Raw genomic sequence first — 20,599 nt, 5'->3', positions numbered from 1 at the left:
GGCCGGCGAGGATGGTGCGGATGCGTGTCGCGATCGTTCACGACTGGCTCTATGTTGTCGGCGGCGCCGAGCAGGTGCTTCGGCAACTGCTGAAGATCTATCCACAGGCGGATGTCTATACGCTGTTCGACTTTCTGTCCGAGCGGGACAAGGCGCAGCTCGGGTACAGGGATGCGCGGACCAGCTTCCTCCAGGGCATGCCCTTCGCGCGCAGCCGTCATCGGCACTACCTGCCCCTCATGCCGATTGCCATCGAGCAGTTCGACCTGTCGGGATACGACCTCATCGTCTCGAGCAGCTACGCGGTCGCCAAGGGCGTGCTCACCGGCCCCGACCAGCTCCACGTCTCCTACGTCCACTCGCCCATGCGCTACGCCTGGGACATGCAGCACACCTACCTGCGGGAGAGCGGCTGCGCGCAGGGCGTGAAGGGCTTGGTCGCCCGCCTGATCCTGCACTGGATGCGGCTGTGGGACTACAGGACGGCGGCCGGACCGAACGCGATCGTGGCCAATTCGGCGTTCGTGGCACGGCGCATCCACAAGGTGTATGGGCGCACGGCCGAGGTGATCCACCCGCCCGTCACGCTGTCGAGCCAGCGGGGGGACGTGGCGCGCGCGAACCACTTCCTGGTGGCGAGCCGGCTCGTCGCCTACAAGAACGTCGAGGCCGTCGTGCGCGCCTTCGCGCAGCTTCCCGACCTGAACCTGGTGGTGGCGGGCACCGGCCCCGAGGGCGAGCGGCTGCGCGCGATCGCCACCCCGAACGTCTCCTTCACGGGCTTCGTGCCCGACGCGGATCTGCGCCACCTCATGGCCACGGCCCGGGCCTTCGTGTTCGCGGCGGAGGAGGATTTCGGGATTATCGTGGTGGAGGCCCAGTCGGAGGGCACGCCCGTGCTGGCGCTCGGTCGCGGCGGCGTGCGCGAGACCGTCCAGCCGCATGGGCCGCACCGCACCGGCCTGTTCTTCGAGACGCCGGAACCCGAGGCCATCGCGGCCTGCATCCGCGAGTTCATCCGGCAGGAGAGCGGCTTCACCCGCGAGGCCTGCCGGGCCCAGGCCGAGCCCTTCTCCGCCGAGGTGTTCCGGCTCCGGTTCTCGCGCTTCGTCGACGAGCAGATGGCACTGCACCGGGCGGCCTGCGAGCCGCCGCGTCCGTTGCCCCGCCTCGAAGCCGTATCCTGAGGGAAGGCGCGCATGTCCCTCCTCACCCTCGACCTGCCCGATCGGGTCCCGGCCTCCGGGAGCCGCCGCGCCGCGCCCGAAAGCGAGCGCGGCAGCCATCTCCTGGCGCCTCTCCTGAAGATCTGGCGCCGCCGCATCCTGTTCGCGACGGTGTTCATCGCGGTCTTCGGGCTGGCCGTGACCCTCCTGATCCGGACGCCCGCGCAATACGTCGCCAGCGGGTCCGTGATCGTGGCCGAGCCCGAGCCGGGCGCCAACAATGCGTCCATGGCCTGGATCCAGAAGCTCGGCGACCCCGCCGATCTCGAGAGCCAGATCCTGGTGCTCCGGTCCCCCCGCCTGATGCGCCTGGCCGCCGACAACGGCCTCGCCGAGGCCGTGATGGCCGAGTGCCGCCAGGCCGTCACCCGGGGGCGGCCCGACCGGATCACCGACAAGAAGGACGCCGCCTGCATCAAGCTCGGCACCGACCGGGATGCGCTCGTCGAGTACCTGCAGAAGCGCTATCTCGTCGGCAGCGCCGGCCGATCCCGCGTCATCGCCGTCGCCTACAAGTCGCCGCTGCCCGAGGTGGCGCAGACGATGGCCAATGCGCTGATCAACGCCTTCCTGGAGGACCAGCGCAATGCGCAGGCCTCGAGCCGCAAGGCCGCGACCGACTGGCTGTTCACCGAGATCAAGCAGCTCGACAGCTCGATCCGCGACGACGAGGCGCGCATCCAGGCCTTTCGGCGCCGCAAGGGCCTCGTGAAGGGTGCGACCGGGCCGATCAGCGCCGAGCGCCTCACCGGCATCAGCCAGCAGCTCGCCGCCGCCGAGGGGTCCAAGGCGGATGCCGCCGCGCGCCTCAAGGAGATCGAGGCCGACCGCCGTCGCGGCTCCGACAGCGCCCCCGCGGTCCTCGCGAGCCGGGCGGTCGGCGACCTCAAGCAGCAGTTGAGCGGGGTCAGCGCCCAGCTCGCCAACCAGAGCACCCTGCTCGGCCCCAACCATCCGTCCGTGCGGGCGCTCCAGACCGAGCGCAACAGCCTGCGCGACCAGATCGAGCGCGAACGGACCAACGTCGCCGACGGCCTGCGCAAGACCTATGAGGCCTCGAACACCCTGGCCAAGGCGCTGCGCGCGCAGATGGACAGCGCCAAGTCCGAAGCCGCCGCCGCGATGGACGACGAGGCCTCGATCGAGGGCATGGTCCGCAACGCGGAGATCAAGCGCGCCCGCTACGCCGACCTCGTGAAGCGGGCGAGCGAGCTGGAGACCGAGCGGCGCATCCTGACCGGCAGCACCCGGCTGGTCAGCCTCGCGGAGATCCCCCAGGAAGCGTTCTCGCCGAAACCCGTGCCGTTCCTGGCGGGCGGCTTCGTGCTGGCGACCGTGCTGGCCGCCGCCGCCGCCCTGCTGCGGGACTTCGCGGACCGGCGGGTCCGCACCCCCGCGCAGCTCGTGGCCGGCACCGGCGCTCCCGTCTTCGCGCAGCTGCCCTGCCTCGATCCGGGCGGCCTCGTCGGCCGCCTCTCCGACCGCCGACGCGAATTGCCCCTGGCCGAGGCCCTGGAGCGGGCGCAGGGACATCCGGTGATGCGGAACGTGCTGCGCACCCTGCATGCCCACCTGTTCCTGGCGGGCGGCAACGGCTCGCGCACGGTCCTGGTGACCTCGGCCAAGCCGCGGGAAGGCAAATCCTTCACGACCTTCGCGATCGCCGGACTCAGCGCCGCGAGCGGCCGCCGCGTGCTGGTGATCGAGTGCGACCTGCGACGGCCGAATTTCGAGGCGACGCTCGGGCTCGGGCGCAGCTCCGGTCTGGTGGGGGTGCTCCGCGGCACGACCGATCCGGCCGCGGCGGTGGTCTCCTGCGACGGCTTCGACGTCATTCCGGCCGGGCTGCCGACGCCGGACTCGACGGAACTGCTGATGCACCCCCGCATGGCCGGCCTCCTGGCCTGGAGCCGGCGCTACGACCTCGTGCTCCTCGACAGCCCACCCACCAGCCTGCTGATGGACGCCTACATGCTGGCCCGGCACGTCGACGGCGTGCTGTGCTGCGCCCGCTACGGCCGCTCGCAGCTCTCCGACACCATCGAGACCGTCACTGGCCTGCGCGAGGCCGGCGGTGCGGTGCTGGGCATCGCCATGACGATGGTGAAGCCGGGCGGCCAGCCGACCTACGAGCCCGCGCCGCTTCCCCTGCCGCACCGCGCGGGGGCCGCCTGATGGCCGGGGCGCTCTCCACCGGGGCGGCCCACGATGCCGCCGACACGACCGTGCCGAACCGCGTGCCGGACCGCGTGGCGGCCACCCGGCCCCGGGTGCTGTTCGTGAGCCACACCGGCACCATGTCGGGCGCCGAACTCGTCCTGCGCGACGTGGTCCGGCCCTGGGCCGGTTCGACGGCGTTCCTGTTCGAGGGCGGCCCTCTCGCCGACGCCCTGCGGAACGCCGGCCTGACCATCCGCCTCGCCCGCCGGGGCGCAGACCTCACGCGCCTGCGCCGGGATGTCTCGCCCTTGCGCGCGCTTCCGGTGCTCGGGCGCCTCGCCGGACTCGCCCTCGAACTCGGCCGGGCCGCCCGGGCCTGCGACGTGGTCTACGCCAATTCGCAGAAGGCCTTCCTGCTCGCGGCGCTGCCCGCCCGACTCGTGGGCCGTCCCCTGGTCTGGCACCTGCACGACATCCTCGACGGCGCCCATTTCGGACGGGCGCAGCGCGCGGTCCAGGCCCGCCTCGCCAATGCCTGCGCGGCGCGCGTGGTCGTTCCCTCGCGGGCCGCAGCCGAGGCCTTCGTGCAGGCCGGCGGGCGGCGGGACCGGGTGACGGTGGTACCCAACGGCCTCGACCTGATCCTCGACCCGCGTCCCGCCGCGGATCTGCGGGCGGAACTCGGGCTGCCGTCCGGCCCTCTCATCGGGGTGTTCAGCCGCCTCGCGCACTGGAAGGGGCAGGATGTGGTGATCGAGGCGCTGGCGCTGGTGCCGGGTCTGCGCTGCGTGGTGGTCGGCTCGGCCCTGTTCGGCGAGGATGCCTACGCGGCGCGGCTTCGGGAGTTGGCGGCGGCGCGCGGCGTGACCGACCGGGTGTTGTTCCTCGGGCAGCGCGACGACGTACCCCGCCTGATGCAGGCCGTCGATGCGGTCGTCCACCCGTCGGTCGATCCCGAACCGTTCGGGCGGACCCTGGTCGAGGCGATGCTGGCCGGCGTGCCCGTGGTCGCCACGGATGCGGGCGCCTCGGCGGAAATCCTCGAGGGCGGCACCCTCGGCACCCTGGTTCCGCCACGGCGGCCCGACCGCATCGCCGCGGCCCTCACGGCGATCCTGGCCCATCCCGACGATCTCGCCGCGCGCACCCGCCGGGCCCGCGAGCGAGCCCTCACCCGCTACGGGGCCGCCCGGATGCAGGACGATCTCGCCACGCTGATCCGCCAGGTCGCCGCCCGCGTCTGACGACGCGGCGATCCCCCTCCCCTCTCGTCTCAGAGCCTCCGAGCCACGATGCCCCGCGTCCTCGTCAATATGCCGAGCCAGCATGGCGGCCGTCCGTCCGGGGTGGCGCTGGTCGCCTTCCGGGTGATCGCCGGGCTGCTCGACCGGGGCCAGGTCACGATCGTGCTGCGGTCGCCCTGGACCCGCGACCAGCTTCCCGAAGCGATCCGCGAGCGGGTCGAGGTCGTCACCGTCCCGCGCCCGCGCGTCATGGTGCTCGATGTCCTGCGGCAGGCCTTCGCCGTCCCGGCCCTGTGCCGGGCAGAGGCCATCGATGTGGTGCTCAACGCCGACCCCTACGGCGCCCCCTTCGGCGGCCGGGCGCGCGTCAGCGTCGTGCACGACCTCTACTTCCGCACGATCCCGGACTCCACGGGGCTGCGCGAGGCGCTGACCACGAACCTGATCTTCCGCCTGGTCCTCGGCAACAGCGCCCGGGTGATCGCCGTGTCCGACACCACCCGGACCAGCCTGGAGCGGTTCTATCCGGCGCTCCGCGGCCGGACCCGGACCGTGCCCTCCGCCGCCATGCTCAGGGCGGGAGGGGCCACCAGGCCTCCTGAGGTCGCCACGCCTTCGGAGGTCGCCATGCCTTCGGAGGTCGCTCCCGGGTCCTACGTGCTGGCCGTGGGCAACGCCACCCACAACAAGAACTTCGCCACCCTCGCGCGGGCGGTCGCCGCGCTGGCCCCGACCCACCCCGAACTCGCCATCGTCCACGTGGGCGACGACCCGGACGACACCCTCGCGGCCGGCCTCGCGGGGACCCCGGTTCGCCTGACCCGCCTGTCGCGGATCGGCGACGCCCGCCTCGCCGCCCTCTACCGGGGCGCCGCCTGCCTGTGCGTGCCCTCCTTCGCGGAGGGGTTCTGTCTTCCGGTGCTGGAGGCACAGGAACTCGGTTGCCCGGTCCTGTGTTCGGACCGCTCGGCGACGCCCGAGATCGCGGGTGCCGGGGCCCTCACCTTCGATCCCGCCGACGCCTCGGCCCTCGCGGCCGGCCTGCGCCGCCTGCTCCACGAGCCCGGCCTGCGGGCGGACCTGATCGCGCGCGGCCATGCCAATGCCCGCCGGTACGACTGGGCCGAGACCGCCCGGCGCTACGAGGCCGTGCTGCTCGAGGCCCTGCGGGAAACCGTCCGTCCGACACCCACCGGGGAGGCCGCGGATGCGCATCCTGCACCTTAGCTCCCTCTACGCCCCCGAGCAGGTCGGCGGCGCCGAACTGATGGTGGAGACCCTCGCCCGGACCCAGGCCGGCCTCGGCCACGCCGTCGCGGTGGCGTGCGTCTCGCGGCGCCGGGAGGCGCCGGCCGTGCAGGACGGCGTGACCGTGTACCGGATCGGGTACGGCACGCCCTTCCACGGGCTGGACTGGCCGCAGCGCGGGCGCCTCGACCGCTTGCGCTACAAGCTGGCCGCCCAGTGGAACCGGTACACCCTGGTGCACATGGAGGCGGCAGTCCGCGACTTCGCGCCGGACGTGGTGAACACCCACTCGATCTCCGAGATCACCCCGGCGGTCTGGCCCCTGCTGCGGCGCCTCGGGCGACCGGTGGTCCACACCCTCCACGACTTCACCAGCCTGTGCACCAATGGCGCGATGGTGAAGCACGGACGCGCCTGCGCCGGGCAGCACCTGAAGTGCCGGCTCTACGCGGCACCGCACCGCCAGTGCCAGCGGGCCGTCACGGCGGTCGCGGCCGTCGGCACCGACATCCTGGACCGCCACCGTGCGGCCGGCTTCTTCGCGGACGTCCCGGAATCGCTCCGCCGGGTGATCTGGAACCCGATCGCCCCGGGCGGCCCCTCGACGCGCCAGCCCCGCCGGCCCGGCGCACCGGTGGTGTTCGGCTGCCTCGGACGCATCGAACCCGCCAAGGGCACCGACGTGCTGCTGGAGGCCTGCCGCCGCCTGCCGGCGCAGGGATGGCGCCTCGTCATCGCGGGCCGCGCGGCCGACGGGCTCGACCGCTACCGCGCCCTGGCCGAAGGCTTGCCGGTAACCTTTGTCGGCTATGCCGAGCGGGATGTGTTCCTCGACGCCATCGACTGCCTGGTGGTGCCGCCGGTCTGGCCGGAGGCGTTCGGCCGGACCGTGGCGGAGGCCTATGGCCGCGCCGTGCCGGTGATCGGAACCGCGGTGGGCGGCATCGGCGAGCAGGTCGGCGACGGTCCCTGGCTGGTTCCTCCGGGCGATGCGCCGGCCCTGGCCGCCGCGATGGCGCGGGTCATCGCCGAGCCGGACCGTCTGGCAGAGGGCCTGTCCCGCGCCGGCGCCGTCCGGCAGGGCACCGATCCGGCCGCCGTCGCCGACGCCTATCTCGAGCTCTACGCCGCCGTTCGCACGCGCGGCGCAGCCTCTCACCATCGCCGTTCGCCGGCGGCTCTCTCCGAACCCCCGCACCTCGACGAGTGCCGCCCATGACTGGTCCCGCCACGATCGCACCCGACCCGGGCCTCGCCCGCGCCGCGCTGGAGGCCGCACCGACCGGATCGCCGGTATCCCGGGACGAGGAGGCCGTCGCGCGCGCGCGCACCGGCCCGTTGCGCATCCTGCATCTCAGCGCGCTCTACCCGCCCTACATCGTGGGCGGTGCCGAGCGCTCGGTGGAGCACCTCGCCGAGGAGCTGGTGGCGGCCGGCCACACCGTCGCGGCCGCCTGCATCGCCCGCGAGCCGGAGCCGAAATCGGTGCGCAACGGCGTCACCGTCTACCGGATGGCCCACCACAACGATTTCTGGCTGGAAGACTGGCCGAAGGCGACGCGGGTCGGGCGCACCTGGGCGAAGCTCAAACAGCAGTGGAATTTCGCCGTCGCGGCCGAGTTCGGCCGCGTCCTGGAAGATTTCCGGCCCGACCTCGTCAACACCCACTCGCTCCTCGACGTCTCGACCCTGGTCTGGCGCGAGGCGGCCAAGCGCGGCATCCCGATCGTCCACACCGTCTGCGAGTACGACCTGATCTGCGGCAACGCCGCGATGTTCCGGCACGGCAAGCCGTGCACGCACTGGCACCTGGGCTGCAAGGTGGTGAATGCCACCAAGCAGATCACCAACCGGGCGGTGGGGGCCGTGGTGAGCGTCGGGACCGAGATCCTGAAGACCCACGTGAACCACGGCCTGTTCCGGCACCTGGCGCCGGAGCGCCGCCGGGTGATCTACTATTCCTGCTCGGTGCCGGGGGGCGACCCCGAGGCCCGGCGCCGGATCGATCGCACCGGCCGCCCCATGACCTTCGGCTATCTCGGCCGCATCAACGTCGAGAAGGGCGTGGGGACGCTGATCGATGCGTTCCGTGCGGTCGGCCCGGGCGATTGGCGCTGCCTCGTGGCCGGTCAGGCGATGGACGACTCGATCGAGCGCTTCAAGGCGCAGGCCGAGGGCCTGCCGATCGACTTCGTGGGCTGGGCCAAGCCCGCCGACTTCCTGAGCGAGATCGACGTGCTCGTCGTGCCCTCGTTCTGGGCCGAGCCCTCGCCGCGGACGATCTACGAGGCCTACATGATGGGCGTTCCCGTGATCGGCGCGGCCTCCGGCGGCATCCCGGAACTGATCGGCGAGGACAATGCCGCGTGGCTGTTCACGCCGGGTGACGACGCGGACCTCGCCGCGCGCCTCCGCACCGTGATCGCCGGGGGCCGCGCCGGCCTGCCGGACGAGCGCAGCTTCCAGCACGTCATCCGCGAATCCACCTCCGAGCGCGTCGCCGAGAAGTACCTCGACCTCTACGCCGAGCTCGTGGCCGAGCGCCGGGCCGGGCGCGCGTGAGCGTCACCGCCCTGCTTCCGGCCGAGGCTTCGACCGCCCCGGCGGCACTCGGACTCGCCGACGAACCGGACGTCTCGGGTCGCTCCTTCGCGGCGGCCCGCTGGGTCGCGCTCGCCTCGGTCGGCAACGTCGTCCTCAGCTTCGGGGTGTTCCTGGTGCTGGCCCGGCTCATCGAGCCCGCCGAATTCGGGCTCGTCGCGGTCGCGGCCGTGTTCATCGACATCCTGCAGATCGTGGCCCGGGGCGGCCTGCCCGACGCGGTGGTCCAGAGGGCGGATCTCGACGAGGACTTCGCCGCCACCGCCTTCTGGGTGACCCTCGCCTCCAGCGTGGCCTATGCCGCGGCGCTCGTCGGCCTGTCGTGGCCGATCGCCTGGCTGCTCGACCTGCCGGAGCTGCGCCCCGCCCTCACCGCGCTGTCCGCCTGCTTCGTGCTCTCGGCCCTGGGCGCGATCCACGAGGCGCGCCTCCAGCGGAGCTTCGGCTTCCGCAAGCTCGCCCTGCGGGCCCTGGGCGCCAACCTCCTCGGAGGGGGCGCCGCCCTGGCTCTGGCCCTGTCCGGCTACGGCGTCTGGAGCCTCGTGATCCAGCGTCTCGTCGCCACCACGGCGACTACGCTTCTGACCTGGGCTGCGATGCCCTGGCTCCCGGCCCGGCGCCTGGATTTCGCGGCGGCCCGGAGCCAGATCGCCTTCGGCTCGCGCATCTTCTCCACCAACCTGCTGCTGATGTTCTCGATCCGCAGCCAGGAGGTGATCGCCGCCTACTTCCTGTCCACCACCGATGTCGGGCATCTGCGCCTCGCCTGGCGCTGCATCGACCTCGTCAGCCAGGTCGCCGTCATCCCCCTCTCGGCGGTCGGGCTCACCACCTATGCCCGCCTGCAGGATCGTCCGGCCGACCTCGCCGCCGCCTTCCACGACTTTACCCGAACCTCCGCCTTCCTGGCCCTGCCGGCCTTCTTCGGCATGGCCGCCGTCGCCCCGACGCTGATCCCGTTCCTGTTCGGCGAGCAATGGCACGATGCGGTGCCGGTCCTGCGGATCCTGTCGCTGCTGGCCCCGGAATTCGTCGCCACCTCCCTGCTGTGGATGATCTTCACGGCGCTCGGTCACAGCGGCACCGCCCTGGCCCTCGCGGCCGCCCAATTCGGCCTCGGGGCCGTGGCGGCGATCCTCACGGGACCCTTCGGGCTGACGGCCCTGGTCATCGGCCACGTGGCCCGGGCCTACCTGTTCTCGCCGCTCATCGTGGTCCGGGCCGGGCGCCTCGTGCCGGTGAGCAACGGGCGCCTCGCCCGGGTGTTGATGCCCGCCACGGCCTGCGCGGGTGCGATGGCGGGCCTGGTGCTGCTGGTCCAGGACCCGATCCACCACGCCCTCGGCGACCGCCTCGGCCTGTTCGCCAGCGTAGGAGTAGGCATGCTCGCCTACGGGGGGCTCGCCCTCCTGTTCATGCGCCCGACGGTTCGCGCGGCCCTCGGGTTCTTCGCCCGCCGAGCCGGCTGACCGCCACGGGTCCGACGCCTGCACGCTTCGCAAACCTTTGCGCGCCAGAATGGGCGGGAGGCCGCCGGTGCGACCGTCCGGGCGGACGGCGTCCTCTCGGAGGCTCCGGGACAATGGCGGGACCAGCGATGCCGGCGGCGGCCGAGACGGAAGGCGCGCGGGCTGTGCCGGTGGCGGCCGACCGCGCCGCCGTCTTCCTGTTCGGAGCCGCCCTGCAGCTCAACGTGCTCACGTCGACCTTCGGGCTGCCGTTCCAGCGCCTGTCCGACCTGCTGCCCTTCCTATTGATCCCCTGGTTCGGGCTGCGCCGGGCGGTGATCACGGAGGGACTGCGCCACGTCGTGCCGCTGGCTACCATCGGCATCCTGATCGGTTTGTCGCTGGTGCTGAAGGCGCAGATGCAGGCGGGCGACGTCTACCTGACGCTGGTGCTGCTCCTCTACTTCGTGCTGGCGGCCATCCTGCTGGTGATGTTCCGCGACCGACGCCTCGAGCACGCCTTCTGCTGGGGTCTGCTCGCGGGTCTGCTCGGCTCGCTCGTCGTCCTGCTGCTATCGACCTCCGGGCTGCCGCTGGACCGCTTCGGCCTGGGCGTGCCCACCGACGGGCTGGACGAGGATCTGAAGCTGTTCGTCGAGGACAAGCAAGGCGGGATCTGGGCCTCGGGCAACGAGACCGGCCACGTCTTCGCCCTGGGCGGGGCCGCCGCCCTCCTGTTGAGCCTGCGGTATCGCCTCAACCTGATCTATCTCGCCTACTTCGTGGCCCTGCTGGCGAGCTTCCCCCTGACCAACAATCGCTCCGGCCTGTTCATGCCGTTGCTGGTCCTGGTCGTCCTGATGCGGCGGAGCATTCGGCTCCAGGTGGTGCTGCCCGTCCTCGCCGGCCTCGGTATCCTGCTCATCGTCTTCTCGATGACGGGCGAGATCCCCCTGCCCCAGAAGCTGGCACAGACCATCGAAACGCGCTTTGCCGGCGACAGCAACGTCACGGGCAACGCCGACGAGCGCTTCCTGTCGGGCTTCACGGCGTTGCAGCTCGTGCTGGAATACCCGTTCGGTGTCGGCGAGGTCGCGCGGCGCGACGAGCTGCGCAACCTCACCGGCCTCGTGACCCCGCATAACGGATTCGTCGCGCTCGCGCTCCAGAGCGGCGTCGCGGTCACGCTGCTCCTCCTCGCCGGGCTCCTGCGGATCGCCCGGTCCCCCGCGGCCGCCGGCCCCTTCGTGGCCTACAGCGCCCTGTTCCTGGTGCCGTCGATGATGTTCGAGGAACTGTCGGTGAACCAGTACTTCCTGTTCTTCATGGCGGTGGTGCTGGCCTCCCTCGCGGTGCGGCCCCGGCTTTCCGACGGACCGGAATCCTAGGGGCCCCGCGTCACCGCGCGGGGGGCGGGCTGCCGATCTGACAGGTCGGGGCCGCCGTGCTCTCGCTGCGCAGTTCCGCCATCATCACGGCGCGGGCCGCCTCCAGCGGCGCGGCGCTGACCGGCATCGGCCCGTCGAACGGGCGCTCGTGCAGGGCGATCACCCCGAGGGTGGTCACCGTGGCGATCGCGAACAGGATCATCGCCACCGCCTGCGGCACCGGCTTGTCCACGTGGATCAGCCCGATGGAGAGGAGGGTGAGCAGCGCCAGCACCATCAGGGTCAGCCATTTCGACTGATCGCCATGGGCTTCGCTCAGGCTCAGCCGGTCGCCCCGCGCGGCGCGCAGGTTCATCACCGCGTCGAGGAGCGCCGAATGGGCCGCGGCGCCGGCCTCGGTGGTGTGGCGGGGGTCGGCCACCGCCTGCAGCAGGCGGCCTAGGGCCTCGCCGGCCGGGCGCGACGATTCCAGCTCCGCCATCTTGGGCCATTCGTCGTCGATCAGGGCGTTGGTGTAGGTCCGCAGCCGCGCCCGGATCTCCGTCATGTCGGAGGCGGTGGCGATGCTGAGGTCCTCCACCGCCAGCAGGTTCATCTTCTCCGACTGGACGATCTTCGAGGCCTGGCGCTGCCGTTCCCAGGCATCGTTGGCGACGAAGCCGGTCAGGAGCGCCAGCATCACCGAGATGGCGCTGAAATACGGTGCCACCAGGCCGAGCCCGAGCTTCGTGATCCCGGGCCGCGTGCCGGACGATACCGACAGGAGGGTGATCACGGCCCCGCAGACCGCGAAGATCGCCGCCAGCAGCGTGAAGATCAGCCAGACCGGCTGATCGAGCCAATAGCTCAGGACCACGTGTGTCTCTCCCCAACGATCAATGGGTCGTCACGATCAATTGGCCACGACGATACGGCCCCGCGCCTACCGAACGGTGAACCCGACCGTCGCGGAACGCCGACATCCGGCCCGCGTGGTCACGACCGCCCCGGTCACGCCGCTCCCGGGCAGCCCTGGACCGTAACGCGCCCCTAACCCTGCCGACAAAGATCTTCCCGGCGAAAGCTGGCGGAGATCGGACATCGATCCGGAGAACGACACGGACCATCATCGTCCGATCCCCGTAAACTCAGGAGGCTCGATAAGCTGTCGATCGATACGGAGATCGCCGGCCTCAAGTGTTCGACGGCCTTCAACCGCGATCCTTCTCAGTATTCCGGCTGGTTTCACCGGGATCGAAGGTCGCGCGACGCCCCCGATCCGGATCGCGTCTTCCAACCCGCCCCTGTGATCCTGTCGACCCGCCGGCGGGACGGGGCAATCTCGCAGGCGCGGGAGGCGAGACCGGATTCGGCAGCCGAGGCCGGCGCGGGCGAGGCGGCGGCCCCGCCCGCGCCTCTCAGGGTTTGATGACGGGTTCGGCGCTAGATCCGCCCATGACCTCGATTCTCGTCAGCGCGATCGCCTTCTGCTCGATCTTCTTCGGTGCGCTCGCGGGCGTCTGGACCGCGCGCCGGCTCCCGGCACCGCACCTGTCCGGCGAGACCCGCGCGGCCATCTCGGTCTCCATGGCGGTGGTCGGCACGCTGGCGGCCCTCGTCCTCAGCCACATGCTGTCGAATGCCGGCGCCTCCTTCATGCTGCGCACCACCGCGATCCAGACCCTCGCCGTCGACCTGATCAAGCTCGACCGCGCCCTGAAGCGCTACGGCCCCGAAACGCTCCCGATCCAGGACAACCTGCACACCTACGGGCGGACGAAGCTCGAGGAGCTGTCGACGTCGGCGCCGGACGGCAGCCTCGGCCTCGACAACCTGCATCGGCTCGAAACCCTCAGCGATCAGATCGTCGACCTTCGCCCCACGGGGGACCGGACGCAGCGCGTCCAGGCCCAGGCCCTGCGCATCGTCGACGAGATGGCGGATGCGCGCTGGCTCCTGGTGGAGCGCAAGAGTCTGGCGGTGCCCCTCCCGTTCCTGGTTCTCATGATCTTCTGGCTCTCGATGCTGTTTGCCAGCTTCGGCCTGTTCGCGCCGCGCAACACCACCGTGATCTTCGCGCTGCTCCTCTGCGCCCTGGCGATCTCCGGCGGCATCCTGATGATTCTCGAACTCGGCGCGCCGGCGCGCGGCCTGATCCGCCCCTCGGTGGCGCCGATGACGATCGCCGTCGAGGAACTGGCGCGCCCGTGAAGAACCGGAGACTCGAAGATCTCGCGATACAGCCTTCGGATTTCGATCCGGTGTTTTCTGATCCCAGAATCAGCCTGATCATGGACATGATCAACGACATCTTCACGGGATCGATCTGGGAAAGATCTGCCGACCAGAGCCGACCTGTCGCCCTTCATTTGGAAACCATATCGGCGTCGCGAAAATCGGATCATCTGGACAACCGGCGCGCTTCCCAGGAAAAGACCGGGGCGGACGGGGATCGTTCCTTGGTCCTTCGTCGCCGCGATCCGCTGCGTGGCCATCGAGCGTACGGTTGGGAGAGTCACGCGTGACCACATCGTCTCAGCCGGACCCTCGGTCCGGTGGTGCGCGCGCCGATGCGGCGACCAGCCTGCCCGAGGGCGGCGCCCGTCGTCCGACCCGGCCCGGCCCCAAGGGCCGGTTGCTGCGCAACCTCGGGGCGGCCAAGCGCACCAGCGACCCGGTGGTGGGCATGCTCGCGGCCTCGTCCACGCCCGCGGCCAGGCCCTGGACCCTGCCCCTGTGGCTGCTGCTGGTCGGGCGGGAATCGGTCCACCGGCGCTGGCCCCTCGTCACGGGCGCGGGCGTGCTCTGGATTATCCTGGGCCTGGCCCTGGTGGCCGATGCCCTCGACGGGGCGACGCACATTCCGGATCGCTGGTTCGGCCTCCTGCTCGCCCTGGAGGCGGTGGCGGCCTTCATCCGCGGCCTGATCGCCACGGGGGCGGCGCGCCGCCTGCGCCTGCTCAAGGCGGCGCTGCTGTTCGGGGTCGCGGTCCTGACGATGCTGGCCTCGGCCTCCAGCACCTTCCTGCTGGCGATGCTGTTCGGCACGGCCTTCCTGGTCGACGGCGCATCGCGGATCGTCCTCTCGCAGGTGCTGCGGTTTCCGGGCTGGCGCTGGTCGGTGTTCCACGGAAGCCTCGGCGTCGCCCTCGGCCTCCTGACCCTGGAGCCCTGGCCGACCTGGTATGCCGGCACGGTCGGCTTCAGCATCGGCGCCTTCCTGATCCTGGGCGGCGTCAAGGTGGCGCTCCTGGGATTGCGGCTGCGGCGCCTCCCGACGGATGTCGGCCGCTCCACGCCGGAGGGCGGCGCGGACACGGTCACGGTCTATGTCTGGACCCCCACCGGGACGGCCAGCATCCCGGCCCGACAGCGCCTCGTTCACCGCTACGTCGTCTCGGTGAACGGGGGCGGCCACATCTCCACCGGCCACGCCTCGCTGGAGATGTGCGGGCCGGGCGAGACCGGCGGCGCGGAAGACGCCGGGCCGGACACCCCGCTCTACGTGAGCCACTACCCCGCCGTGGAGATCGACCGGTCGCCGGACAATCTGCGCGCGACCCTGCGGGCCGGGCCGGAGAACAACGTGCCGGGCCGCTTCCTGCCGAGCTATCGCGCGGAGGCGGACGATTGGTGCGAGGCGACCGTCACGGTGACGCTGCACGGGGTCGACGGGGCGCGCCTGCGCGCCTTCTGGGCGCGGTATCGGCAGGACACCGCCTATAACCTCGTCGGGCGGAACTGCTCGACGGCGGTGGCCAACGCCCTCGACGCCGCCATCGAGGGCAGCTTCAATCGCCACGGCCGGCCGTGGTGGATGCTGGTCCGGGCCGTGATGAGCCCGGAATTCTGGGCGGCCGCCGTGCTGCGCAACGGGGCCGGGGCGATGACCTGGACGCCGGGCCTCGTGCTCGATTACGCCCGCGCGCTCAGCACCCTGGTCGATCCGGTCACGCCGCTCCCCGCCATCCCCTGGCAGGGCGTCCGTCGTCGCCTCGTGCGCAACTGGCGCGCCGAGGCCGTGGCCCGCAAGCGCGGCTGGCTGGACCAGCGCCGGACCGCACCGCCTTTGTAAGATGGCGGGCGGGCGGGGGTGGGTCGCGACCCTGTGCAGGCCTCGGAAATCTCCGCTTGCGGGCTGCTGGGTCAGGCCGTGACCGATGGCCGTGGGGGACGGATATCCGCCGGTCCGCTTTGGGGACGCTCAGGAAACGGGGCGCTGATCGATCAATCCGAGGCGGGACACCACCGTTCCGGGAGCCAGGATGGCGCCGGGCGCAACGACCGCATTCGCGCCGATGCGACATCCGTCGCCCACAAGTGCGCCGAACTTCAGCGTGTCCGCTTCGAGCGTCGTGCCGTTATAGCCGATACGGAGGCGGGGATCGGCCAACTCGTTCCGGTAGTTCGCAATGATCGAGCCCGCTTCGAGATTGACATCCCGGCCAAGGATGCTGTCGCCGACGAAGTTGAAATGGGCGAGCTTCGACCCTCGAAACAGGATGGTCGTCTTGAGTTCGGCTCCGGGTCCGACGATGCAGTCGCTGTCGAGCCAGCATCCACCTCTGATCAAGCTTCCCATAGCAATAAGACACTTCGGGCCAACGATCAGAGGGCCTTTCAGTACGGCGCCGGTCTCGACCCTGGTCGTGCGATGGATGGCGATATCGCCCTCGATCTCGTAATCGGAGCCGAGGGTCTTCAGAAGTCTCGCGACCATGCCAGCCAAGCCGGGGATGACATCCCACGCCTCTCCCGTCGCCCACCCGGCAAAGGGCGCATGACGCCAAGACGCGATATGCGCATCAACGATGGTCATTCGGCACGCGCTCGTGATTCTCACAACCCTCGAGTGTCAGACCGTGTACGGCGTGTCAGCCTCGGTCAATCGTTTGCCACGGGCTCGAACGGCAGGTTTCGATCGCCGCGACGACGTCGGTGAGCGTCCGGGTCGGGGCGGCACCGGACCATCAGCTTCCGCATCGAGAGCCATGGTCCGCTATCCACCCGCTTCAAACCGTCAGGCTCCATCGCAACCGTCGAGTTCTGACCGGAAGAGTCGAGGATTTGGATCGGCACCGCTCCGCCGGAGTGGGGCCCTGCGTCTCATTCGGGGGACGGCCTGGCCGTCGGGCCGGTGGGCGATGTACGTGCGCTGACGCTCTTCGCCTGATCCGGGGGCCTCGCCGATGGTGCCAGGCATGCTCATGTGGCCCGTGCGCCACAACGGCACAGCGATGTCGGTCGATTTAGAACCTCTTTAAAAAGCAACAGAGCGAGATTGAAATGAATGTAAGTCTTCGTCTTGGAAGTTCGATCTGACCAGGTTGACCGGAAATGTTTCTGCCTCGTAACGCACAGCCTCCGAGTTAGTTTTGGTATGCGTCCGTGGCACCCTCCATCAAGAATAAGAAGTCCCACGGTGCTCGCGTGGCATCGACTGCTGTCCTTTCGATGACATCCCTTGTTTCAATGATCGGCCTTGGATCGAATTCGACCCAAGCCCAGCCCGCCACGGACGCAGCTCAGGCGGTGCAACTCGAAGAACTTGCTGTCGCGGGCAATGGCGGCTCACTTCTCAAGGTCGATGGCTATCTTGCCAAGGACAGCATCAGTGCGACCCGCACGGACACGCCGCTGCGGGAGGTGCCACAAACGGTGGTGGTCGTACCGAACCAAGTGCTCGAAGACGCAGCCGCCACACGTGTCGACACGGCTCTCGACCTGGCCGGAGTCGGTCGCGCCAACAATTTTGCAGGCTTGGGCCTGACCGAGTTCACGATCCGGGGCTTTGCCACCGGCGAATACTACCGCAACGGATTTCCGATCAATCGAGGATTCCCGAATTCGCCCGATGTCGCTTCCATCGAGCGCATCGAGGTTCTCAAGGGTCCATCAGCGTTCCTGTACGGGCGTGGCGATCCGGGCGGCACCTTCAACATCGTCACCAAGCAGCCGCTGGCCGAGCGCAGCTTCGCCATCGGTACGCAGTACGGCAGCTACAACCTCAAGCGCAGCACGTTCGATGCGACAGGCGCCCTCGATGAGGACGGCAAGGTCCTCGCCCGCATCACGGGTGCCGTTGAGGACAACGGCAGCTTCCGCGACTTCGTGCGCGGCGACCGTTACTACCTCGCGCCTGTCATAGCCTGGAAGCCGACCGCCGACACGACCGTCACCCTCGAAGGGGAACTCATCAGCACCAGCCAGACCTTCGACCGCGGCGTCGTGCCCATCGCCGGCAACCTCCGTGCCCTCCCAAGGACCCGCTTCATCGGGGAACCGGGGATCGCCCCGGTTCGCAACGACAACGCCCTCGGCCAACTGCGCATCGAGCATCGGCTCGACCCGAACTGGGTGGTCAGCGCCGGGGCGCAGGTGCTGGCCGGCAATCTCGCCGGCGACGGTGCGGGGGCCATCGGCGTCCTTGCCGACGGACGGACCCTGCGGCGCACGTTCGAGCGGCGTGACCTGACCTGGTCCGATCTCGACCTGCAGGTGAACCTCGCGGGCAAATTCGAGACGGGTCCGTTTCGCCACACACTGCTGACGGGCCTGGACTATGACAGTTATCGCTACCGTGAGGTCTTCAACCGCTCGAACGCGACGACCAACCCGTTCTTCCTCGATCTCTTGACCCCTCAGTACGGCCAGCGCCTGCCCCCACTCACGGCCTCCGTCAGCAACCTGCTGGAGAACACGCAGAGCTTCGCCGGCTACATCCAAGACCAGATCGACATCACGCCGCGCCTCCACGCACTGGTTGGCGTGCGCGTGGAAGACATCGGCCTCGTCTCGACCTCCTTCCTCAACAATCGGACCACGCGCCTGCAGGGTACCGCTGCGACCCCCCGTCTCGGCTTGGTCTACGACCTCTTCGACACGGTCTCCGTCTACGGCAACTACTCGCGCTCGTTTCGGCCCAACACCGGTGCGGACCGGACCGGCCGACCCTTCGCGTTCCAGGAGGGCGAGGGCGTCGAGGCCGGTGCCAAATTCACCCTGCTCGACGGTCGCCTGAGTGCCACGGCGGCCGTGTTCGACATCAAGCGGACCAACGTCCTGACAACGGACCCGCTCGACGTGAACTTCAGCGTGGCCGCAGGCGAGGTCCGCAGCCGTGGCTTCGACCTGAGTTTCGCGGGCTATCTGGCGCCTGGCTGGCGCGTGATCGGCACCTACGCGTATGTCGACGCGGCCGTGAGCCGTGACAACGCGCTTCCTGTCGGGACGCGGCTGGCGAATATCCCCGAGAACAGCTTTTCCGTGCAAAGCGTCTACGAGTTCCAGAGCGGCGACCTTCGGGGTCTCGGGCTCGGCGGGGGCGTCAGTTTTGCCGGGCAACGCGTTGCCGGGACGGCTTTGTCGACCTTCAAGCTTCCCGAATACACGGTCTTCAACTTGATCTCGTATTATCAGATTACGCCGGGCGTCAGAGTCTACCTGAACGTCGACAACCTCTTCGACGAGACGTTCTATGACCGGGCGTTTCAGAACCGCTACGCCACTCCAGGTCTTCCACGCACGATCATGGGTGGCGTTGCGGCTCGCTTCTAAATCCCCGCCACGCTTGTTTTCCAATGCCGCTTCGGCACGGCGTCGAGGATCGCGGTCGCGCACGAGGCTGGCACGGTTCCGCGCTCCGCCGGGTCGGGGCCCTGCGTCTCATTCGGGGGACGGCCTGGCCGTCGGGCCGGGTCGGGCGAGGTCGCGCGCGAGGGCGAGCATCACCGCGAGGGTGTCGGCCTCGTCCTGCTCCGCGCCGTGGTCGCTGAGCTTGACGATCACCGTGCCGGTGTCGCGATTGATGTAGACGTACTGGCCGTAGACCCCGATGGCGGAGATGTCCTCGTCGCCGTTCGGAACGTGCCACCACTGCGCCGAGTAGGGCCAGCCGTCGACCTCCTGCCGGGCCGGCGTCTCGATCCGTTCGATCCAGCCCGGCGCCACGATGCGCGTCGCTCCCACCCGGCCGTGATCGGCCACCATCAGCCCCAGGCGGGCGAAGTCGCGGGCGACGGCGTTGAGGCAGCAGAACGCCTTCTCGGTCCCGCCGGGCCGGTCGAGATTCCAGGTCGCCTCCGCCTCGGCCCCCATCGGTTTCCAGATCTGCTCCGACAGGATGTCGGCCAGGGGCCGGCCCTGGATCTCGGCCAGGATCAGCCCGAGCACCTCGGTGTCGATGCTGCGGTACTGGCCCTTGCTGCCGGGCCGGGACGACAGGCGGGCGTGGTCCCGCACGAAGGCCGGGAGGTCGCGGGTGAGGTACATCCCGGCCGTGCCGACCAGCGGGTCCCAGGGATCGTAGTTCTCCGGCACCGCGAGCCCGCTCGTCATGTCGAGGAGGTCGCGGACGGTGATGCGGCCGAAGGCGGCGGTGTCGCGCAGATCCGGGCGCAGGTAGGGCAGCAGGGCGGAGACCCGGTCCGTCTCGGCGAGCTGCCCCTTGGTGATCGCCTGCCCGACCAGGAGCGAGACCACCGATTTCGCCACCGACCAGGACGGAAACCGCGTCGCCCCGTCGAAGCCGGGCCGATACCATTCGTGGACCAGGATGCCGTTCTGCGTGACCAGGAGCGCATTGGTGTGGGTCGCGGCCAGCATCTCGGCCAGGGAGACCCGCCCGCCCTTCCACGGCACAGGGTCGAGGATCGGGCGGAGCCGGACCGGCAGGACCCGCGGGGTCGCCGCCGCCGGGACCGGCCGGCGCGCGAACCAGGGTTCGACGGCCGAGGGCTCGAGGACGGTGAGGGCCACCAGGGTGATGGGATTCGGCACGCCGAGGAGGGCCGTGGCCGCCCAGGCGACGGCGCTCAGGAGCCCGGCCGCCACGAGCCCGATCTTCAGGGCCAGCGCCGGGCGCCTCGCGCGGTGGGGGCGGGACCGCGGGCCGCGCTCGGGGTGAGAAAGCACCGGAGGACAGCCCTTCGTGCGGGAGGAGGACCCCATGTCCGGGGGTTGAAAGCGGATCAGTGGGCCGCGCTCTGGCCCGAGGCCAGGATGGTCACGCCCACGGCGATCACCGCGATGCCTGCCATCATCGACAGGGTGATGGGCTCATCGAACAGGAGGGCGCCGCCGAGGGCCGCCCCGACCATGCCGACCCCGGCCCAGATCGCATAGACGACGCCGATCGGCAGCATGTTCATGCTGTTCGACATCAGCCAGAAGGCGGTGCCGTAGCCCACCACCATGATCACGGTCGGCACCGGCCGGGTCAGCCCGTCGGCGGCCTTGAGGGCCAGCGTCGCGGTCACTTCGGCGCTGATCGCGAAGGCGAGGAGCAGGTAGGGATTCATGCGGGA

16 protein-coding genes are annotated in these 20,599 nt (G+C 70.2%); 12 read left to right on the top strand and 4 right to left on the bottom strand.

The window, feature by feature from the left end; translation table 11 throughout:
• Positions 1-20: 20 nt before the first annotated feature.
• From ASF57_RS18475 to ASF57_RS18440, 8 genes are all read left to right on the top strand, one after another.
• Positions 21-1,187, top strand: a complete 1,167-nt coding sequence (locus ASF57_RS18475) for a glycosyltransferase (RefSeq protein WP_056188066.1) — start codon at positions 21-23, stop codon at positions 1,185-1,187.
• Between the two features lie 12 nt (positions 1,188-1,199).
• A complete protein-coding gene (locus ASF57_RS18470; RefSeq protein ID WP_056485740.1) occupies positions 1,200-3,401 on the top strand; it encodes a polysaccharide biosynthesis tyrosine autokinase in 2,202 nt (733 codons plus the stop codon).
• Between the two features lie 122 nt (positions 3,402-3,523).
• Complete coding sequence (locus ASF57_RS18465) at positions 3,524-4,630, top strand: glycosyltransferase family 4 protein (protein ID WP_056486187.1); 1,107 nt, start codon at positions 3,524-3,526, stop codon at positions 4,628-4,630.
• Positions 4,631-4,678: 48 nt separating this feature from the next.
• A complete protein-coding gene (locus tag ASF57_RS18460) occupies positions 4,679-5,857 on the top strand; it encodes a glycosyltransferase family 1 protein (protein WP_056485737.1) in 1,179 nt (392 codons plus the stop codon).
• Complete coding sequence (locus ASF57_RS18455; protein ID WP_056485734.1) at positions 5,838-7,097, top strand: glycosyltransferase family 4 protein; 1,260 nt, start codon at positions 5,838-5,840, stop codon at positions 7,095-7,097. Before ASF57_RS18460 ends, ASF57_RS18455 begins: the two co-directional genes overlap by 20 nt.
• Positions 7,094-8,440, top strand: coding sequence for a glycosyltransferase family 4 protein (locus ASF57_RS18450; protein ID WP_082504120.1), 1,347 nt, complete (start codon positions 7,094-7,096; stop codon positions 8,438-8,440). Before ASF57_RS18455 ends, ASF57_RS18450 begins: the two co-directional genes overlap by 4 nt.
• A complete protein-coding gene (locus ASF57_RS18445) occupies positions 8,437-9,948 on the top strand; it encodes a lipopolysaccharide biosynthesis protein (protein ID WP_056187725.1) in 1,512 nt (503 codons plus the stop codon). Before ASF57_RS18450 ends, ASF57_RS18445 begins: the two co-directional genes overlap by 4 nt.
• A 113-nt stretch (positions 9,949-10,061) precedes the next feature.
• Complete coding sequence (locus tag ASF57_RS18440) at positions 10,062-11,315, top strand: O-antigen ligase family protein (protein ID WP_056485731.1); 1,254 nt, start codon at positions 10,062-10,064, stop codon at positions 11,313-11,315.
• Positions 11,316-11,325: 10 nt separating this feature from the next.
• Here ASF57_RS18440 and ASF57_RS18435 read toward each other — a convergent pair whose 3' ends face one another.
• A complete protein-coding gene (locus ASF57_RS18435) occupies positions 11,326-12,171 on the bottom strand; it encodes a DUF4239 domain-containing protein (protein ID WP_056187718.1) in 846 nt (281 codons plus the stop codon).
• A 578-nt stretch (positions 12,172-12,749) separates the two neighbouring features.
• On the opposite strand from ASF57_RS18435, the gene ASF57_RS18430 reads away from it, so the two are divergent.
• Genes ASF57_RS18430 through ASF57_RS18420 form a run of 3 tightly spaced genes read left to right on the top strand, consistent with a single transcriptional unit; the run spans position 12,750 to position 15,369 of the window.
• Positions 12,750-13,505 carry a hypothetical protein gene (locus tag ASF57_RS18430; RefSeq protein ID WP_056187716.1) on the top strand — a complete coding sequence of 252 codons (756 nt, stop codon included), beginning with the start codon at positions 12,750-12,752 and terminating at the stop codon, positions 13,503-13,505.
• Positions 13,502-13,819, top strand: coding sequence for a hypothetical protein (locus ASF57_RS25950; protein ID WP_056485728.1), 318 nt, complete (start codon positions 13,502-13,504; stop codon positions 13,817-13,819). The genes ASF57_RS18430 and ASF57_RS25950 overlap by 4 nt, the downstream gene beginning before the upstream one ends.
• A complete protein-coding gene (locus tag ASF57_RS18420; protein ID WP_056187713.1) occupies positions 13,816-15,369 on the top strand; it encodes a hypothetical protein in 1,554 nt (517 codons plus the stop codon). The genes ASF57_RS25950 and ASF57_RS18420 overlap by 4 nt, the downstream gene beginning before the upstream one ends.
• 129 nt (positions 15,370-15,498) lie before the next feature.
• On the opposite strand, the gene ASF57_RS18415 is transcribed toward ASF57_RS18420, so the two are convergent.
• On the bottom strand, positions 15,499-16,113 hold the full coding sequence (locus tag ASF57_RS18415; protein WP_056485725.1) for an LpxA family transferase: 615 nt from the start codon (positions 16,111-16,113) through the stop codon (positions 15,499-15,501).
• A 653-nt stretch (positions 16,114-16,766) separates the two neighbouring features.
• Between ASF57_RS18415 and ASF57_RS18410 the strand changes: the two genes are divergently transcribed.
• Entirely contained in the window at positions 16,767-18,851 is a 2,085-nt protein-coding gene (locus ASF57_RS18410; protein WP_082504118.1) for a TonB-dependent siderophore receptor, read from the top strand.
• Positions 18,852-18,959: 108 nt separating this feature from the next.
• On the opposite strand, the gene ASF57_RS18405 is transcribed toward ASF57_RS18410, so the two are convergent.
• A complete protein-coding gene (locus ASF57_RS18405) occupies positions 18,960-20,207 on the bottom strand; it encodes a serine hydrolase (RefSeq protein WP_056486178.1) in 1,248 nt (415 codons plus the stop codon).
• Between the two features lie 56 nt (positions 20,208-20,263).
• On the bottom strand, positions 20,264-20,593 hold the full coding sequence (locus ASF57_RS18400) for a multidrug efflux SMR transporter (RefSeq protein WP_056187707.1): 330 nt from the start codon (positions 20,591-20,593) through the stop codon (positions 20,264-20,266).
• Between the last annotated feature and the right edge of the window lie 6 nt (positions 20,594-20,599).

Source organism: Methylobacterium sp. Leaf117, from assembly GCF_001422985.1.
Taxonomy (GTDB): domain Bacteria; phylum Pseudomonadota; class Alphaproteobacteria; order Rhizobiales; family Beijerinckiaceae; genus Methylobacterium.
Note: the sequence above shows the minus strand (reverse complement) of the source record. Positions and strands in the feature narration are given on the sequence as shown.

What these genes read in the sequence shown, in the direction of transcription:
- ASF57_RS18460 (WP_056485737.1), top strand. Translation starts at nt 4,679, where the DNA reads ATGCCCCGCGTCCTCGTCAATATGCCGAGCCAGCATGGCGGCCGTCCG.
- ASF57_RS18400 (WP_056187707.1), bottom strand. Translation starts at nt 20,593, where the DNA reads ATGAATCCCTACCTGCTCCTCGCCTTCGCGATCAGCGCCGAAGTGACC.
- ASF57_RS18440 (WP_056485731.1), top strand. Translation starts at nt 10,062, where the DNA reads ATGGCGGGACCAGCGATGCCGGCGGCGGCCGAGACGGAAGGCGCGCGG.
- ASF57_RS18430 (WP_056187716.1), top strand. Translation starts at nt 12,750, where the DNA reads ATGACCTCGATTCTCGTCAGCGCGATCGCCTTCTGCTCGATCTTCTTC.
- ASF57_RS18450 (WP_082504120.1), top strand. Translation starts at nt 7,094, where the DNA reads ATGACTGGTCCCGCCACGATCGCACCCGACCCGGGCCTCGCCCGCGCC.
- ASF57_RS18470 (WP_056485740.1), top strand. Translation starts at nt 1,200, where the DNA reads ATGTCCCTCCTCACCCTCGACCTGCCCGATCGGGTCCCGGCCTCCGGG.
- ASF57_RS18455 (WP_056485734.1), top strand. Translation starts at nt 5,838, where the DNA reads ATGCGCATCCTGCACCTTAGCTCCCTCTACGCCCCCGAGCAGGTCGGC.
- ASF57_RS18415 (WP_056485725.1), bottom strand. Translation starts at nt 16,113, where the DNA reads ATGACCATCGTTGATGCGCATATCGCGTCTTGGCGTCATGCGCCCTTT.
- ASF57_RS18465 (WP_056486187.1), top strand. Translation starts at nt 3,524, where the DNA reads ATGTCGGGCGCCGAACTCGTCCTGCGCGACGTGGTCCGGCCCTGGGCC.
- ASF57_RS18410 (WP_082504118.1), top strand. Translation starts at nt 16,767, where the DNA reads ATGATCGGCCTTGGATCGAATTCGACCCAAGCCCAGCCCGCCACGGAC.
- ASF57_RS18475 (WP_056188066.1), top strand. Translation starts at nt 21, where the DNA reads ATGCGTGTCGCGATCGTTCACGACTGGCTCTATGTTGTCGGCGGCGCC.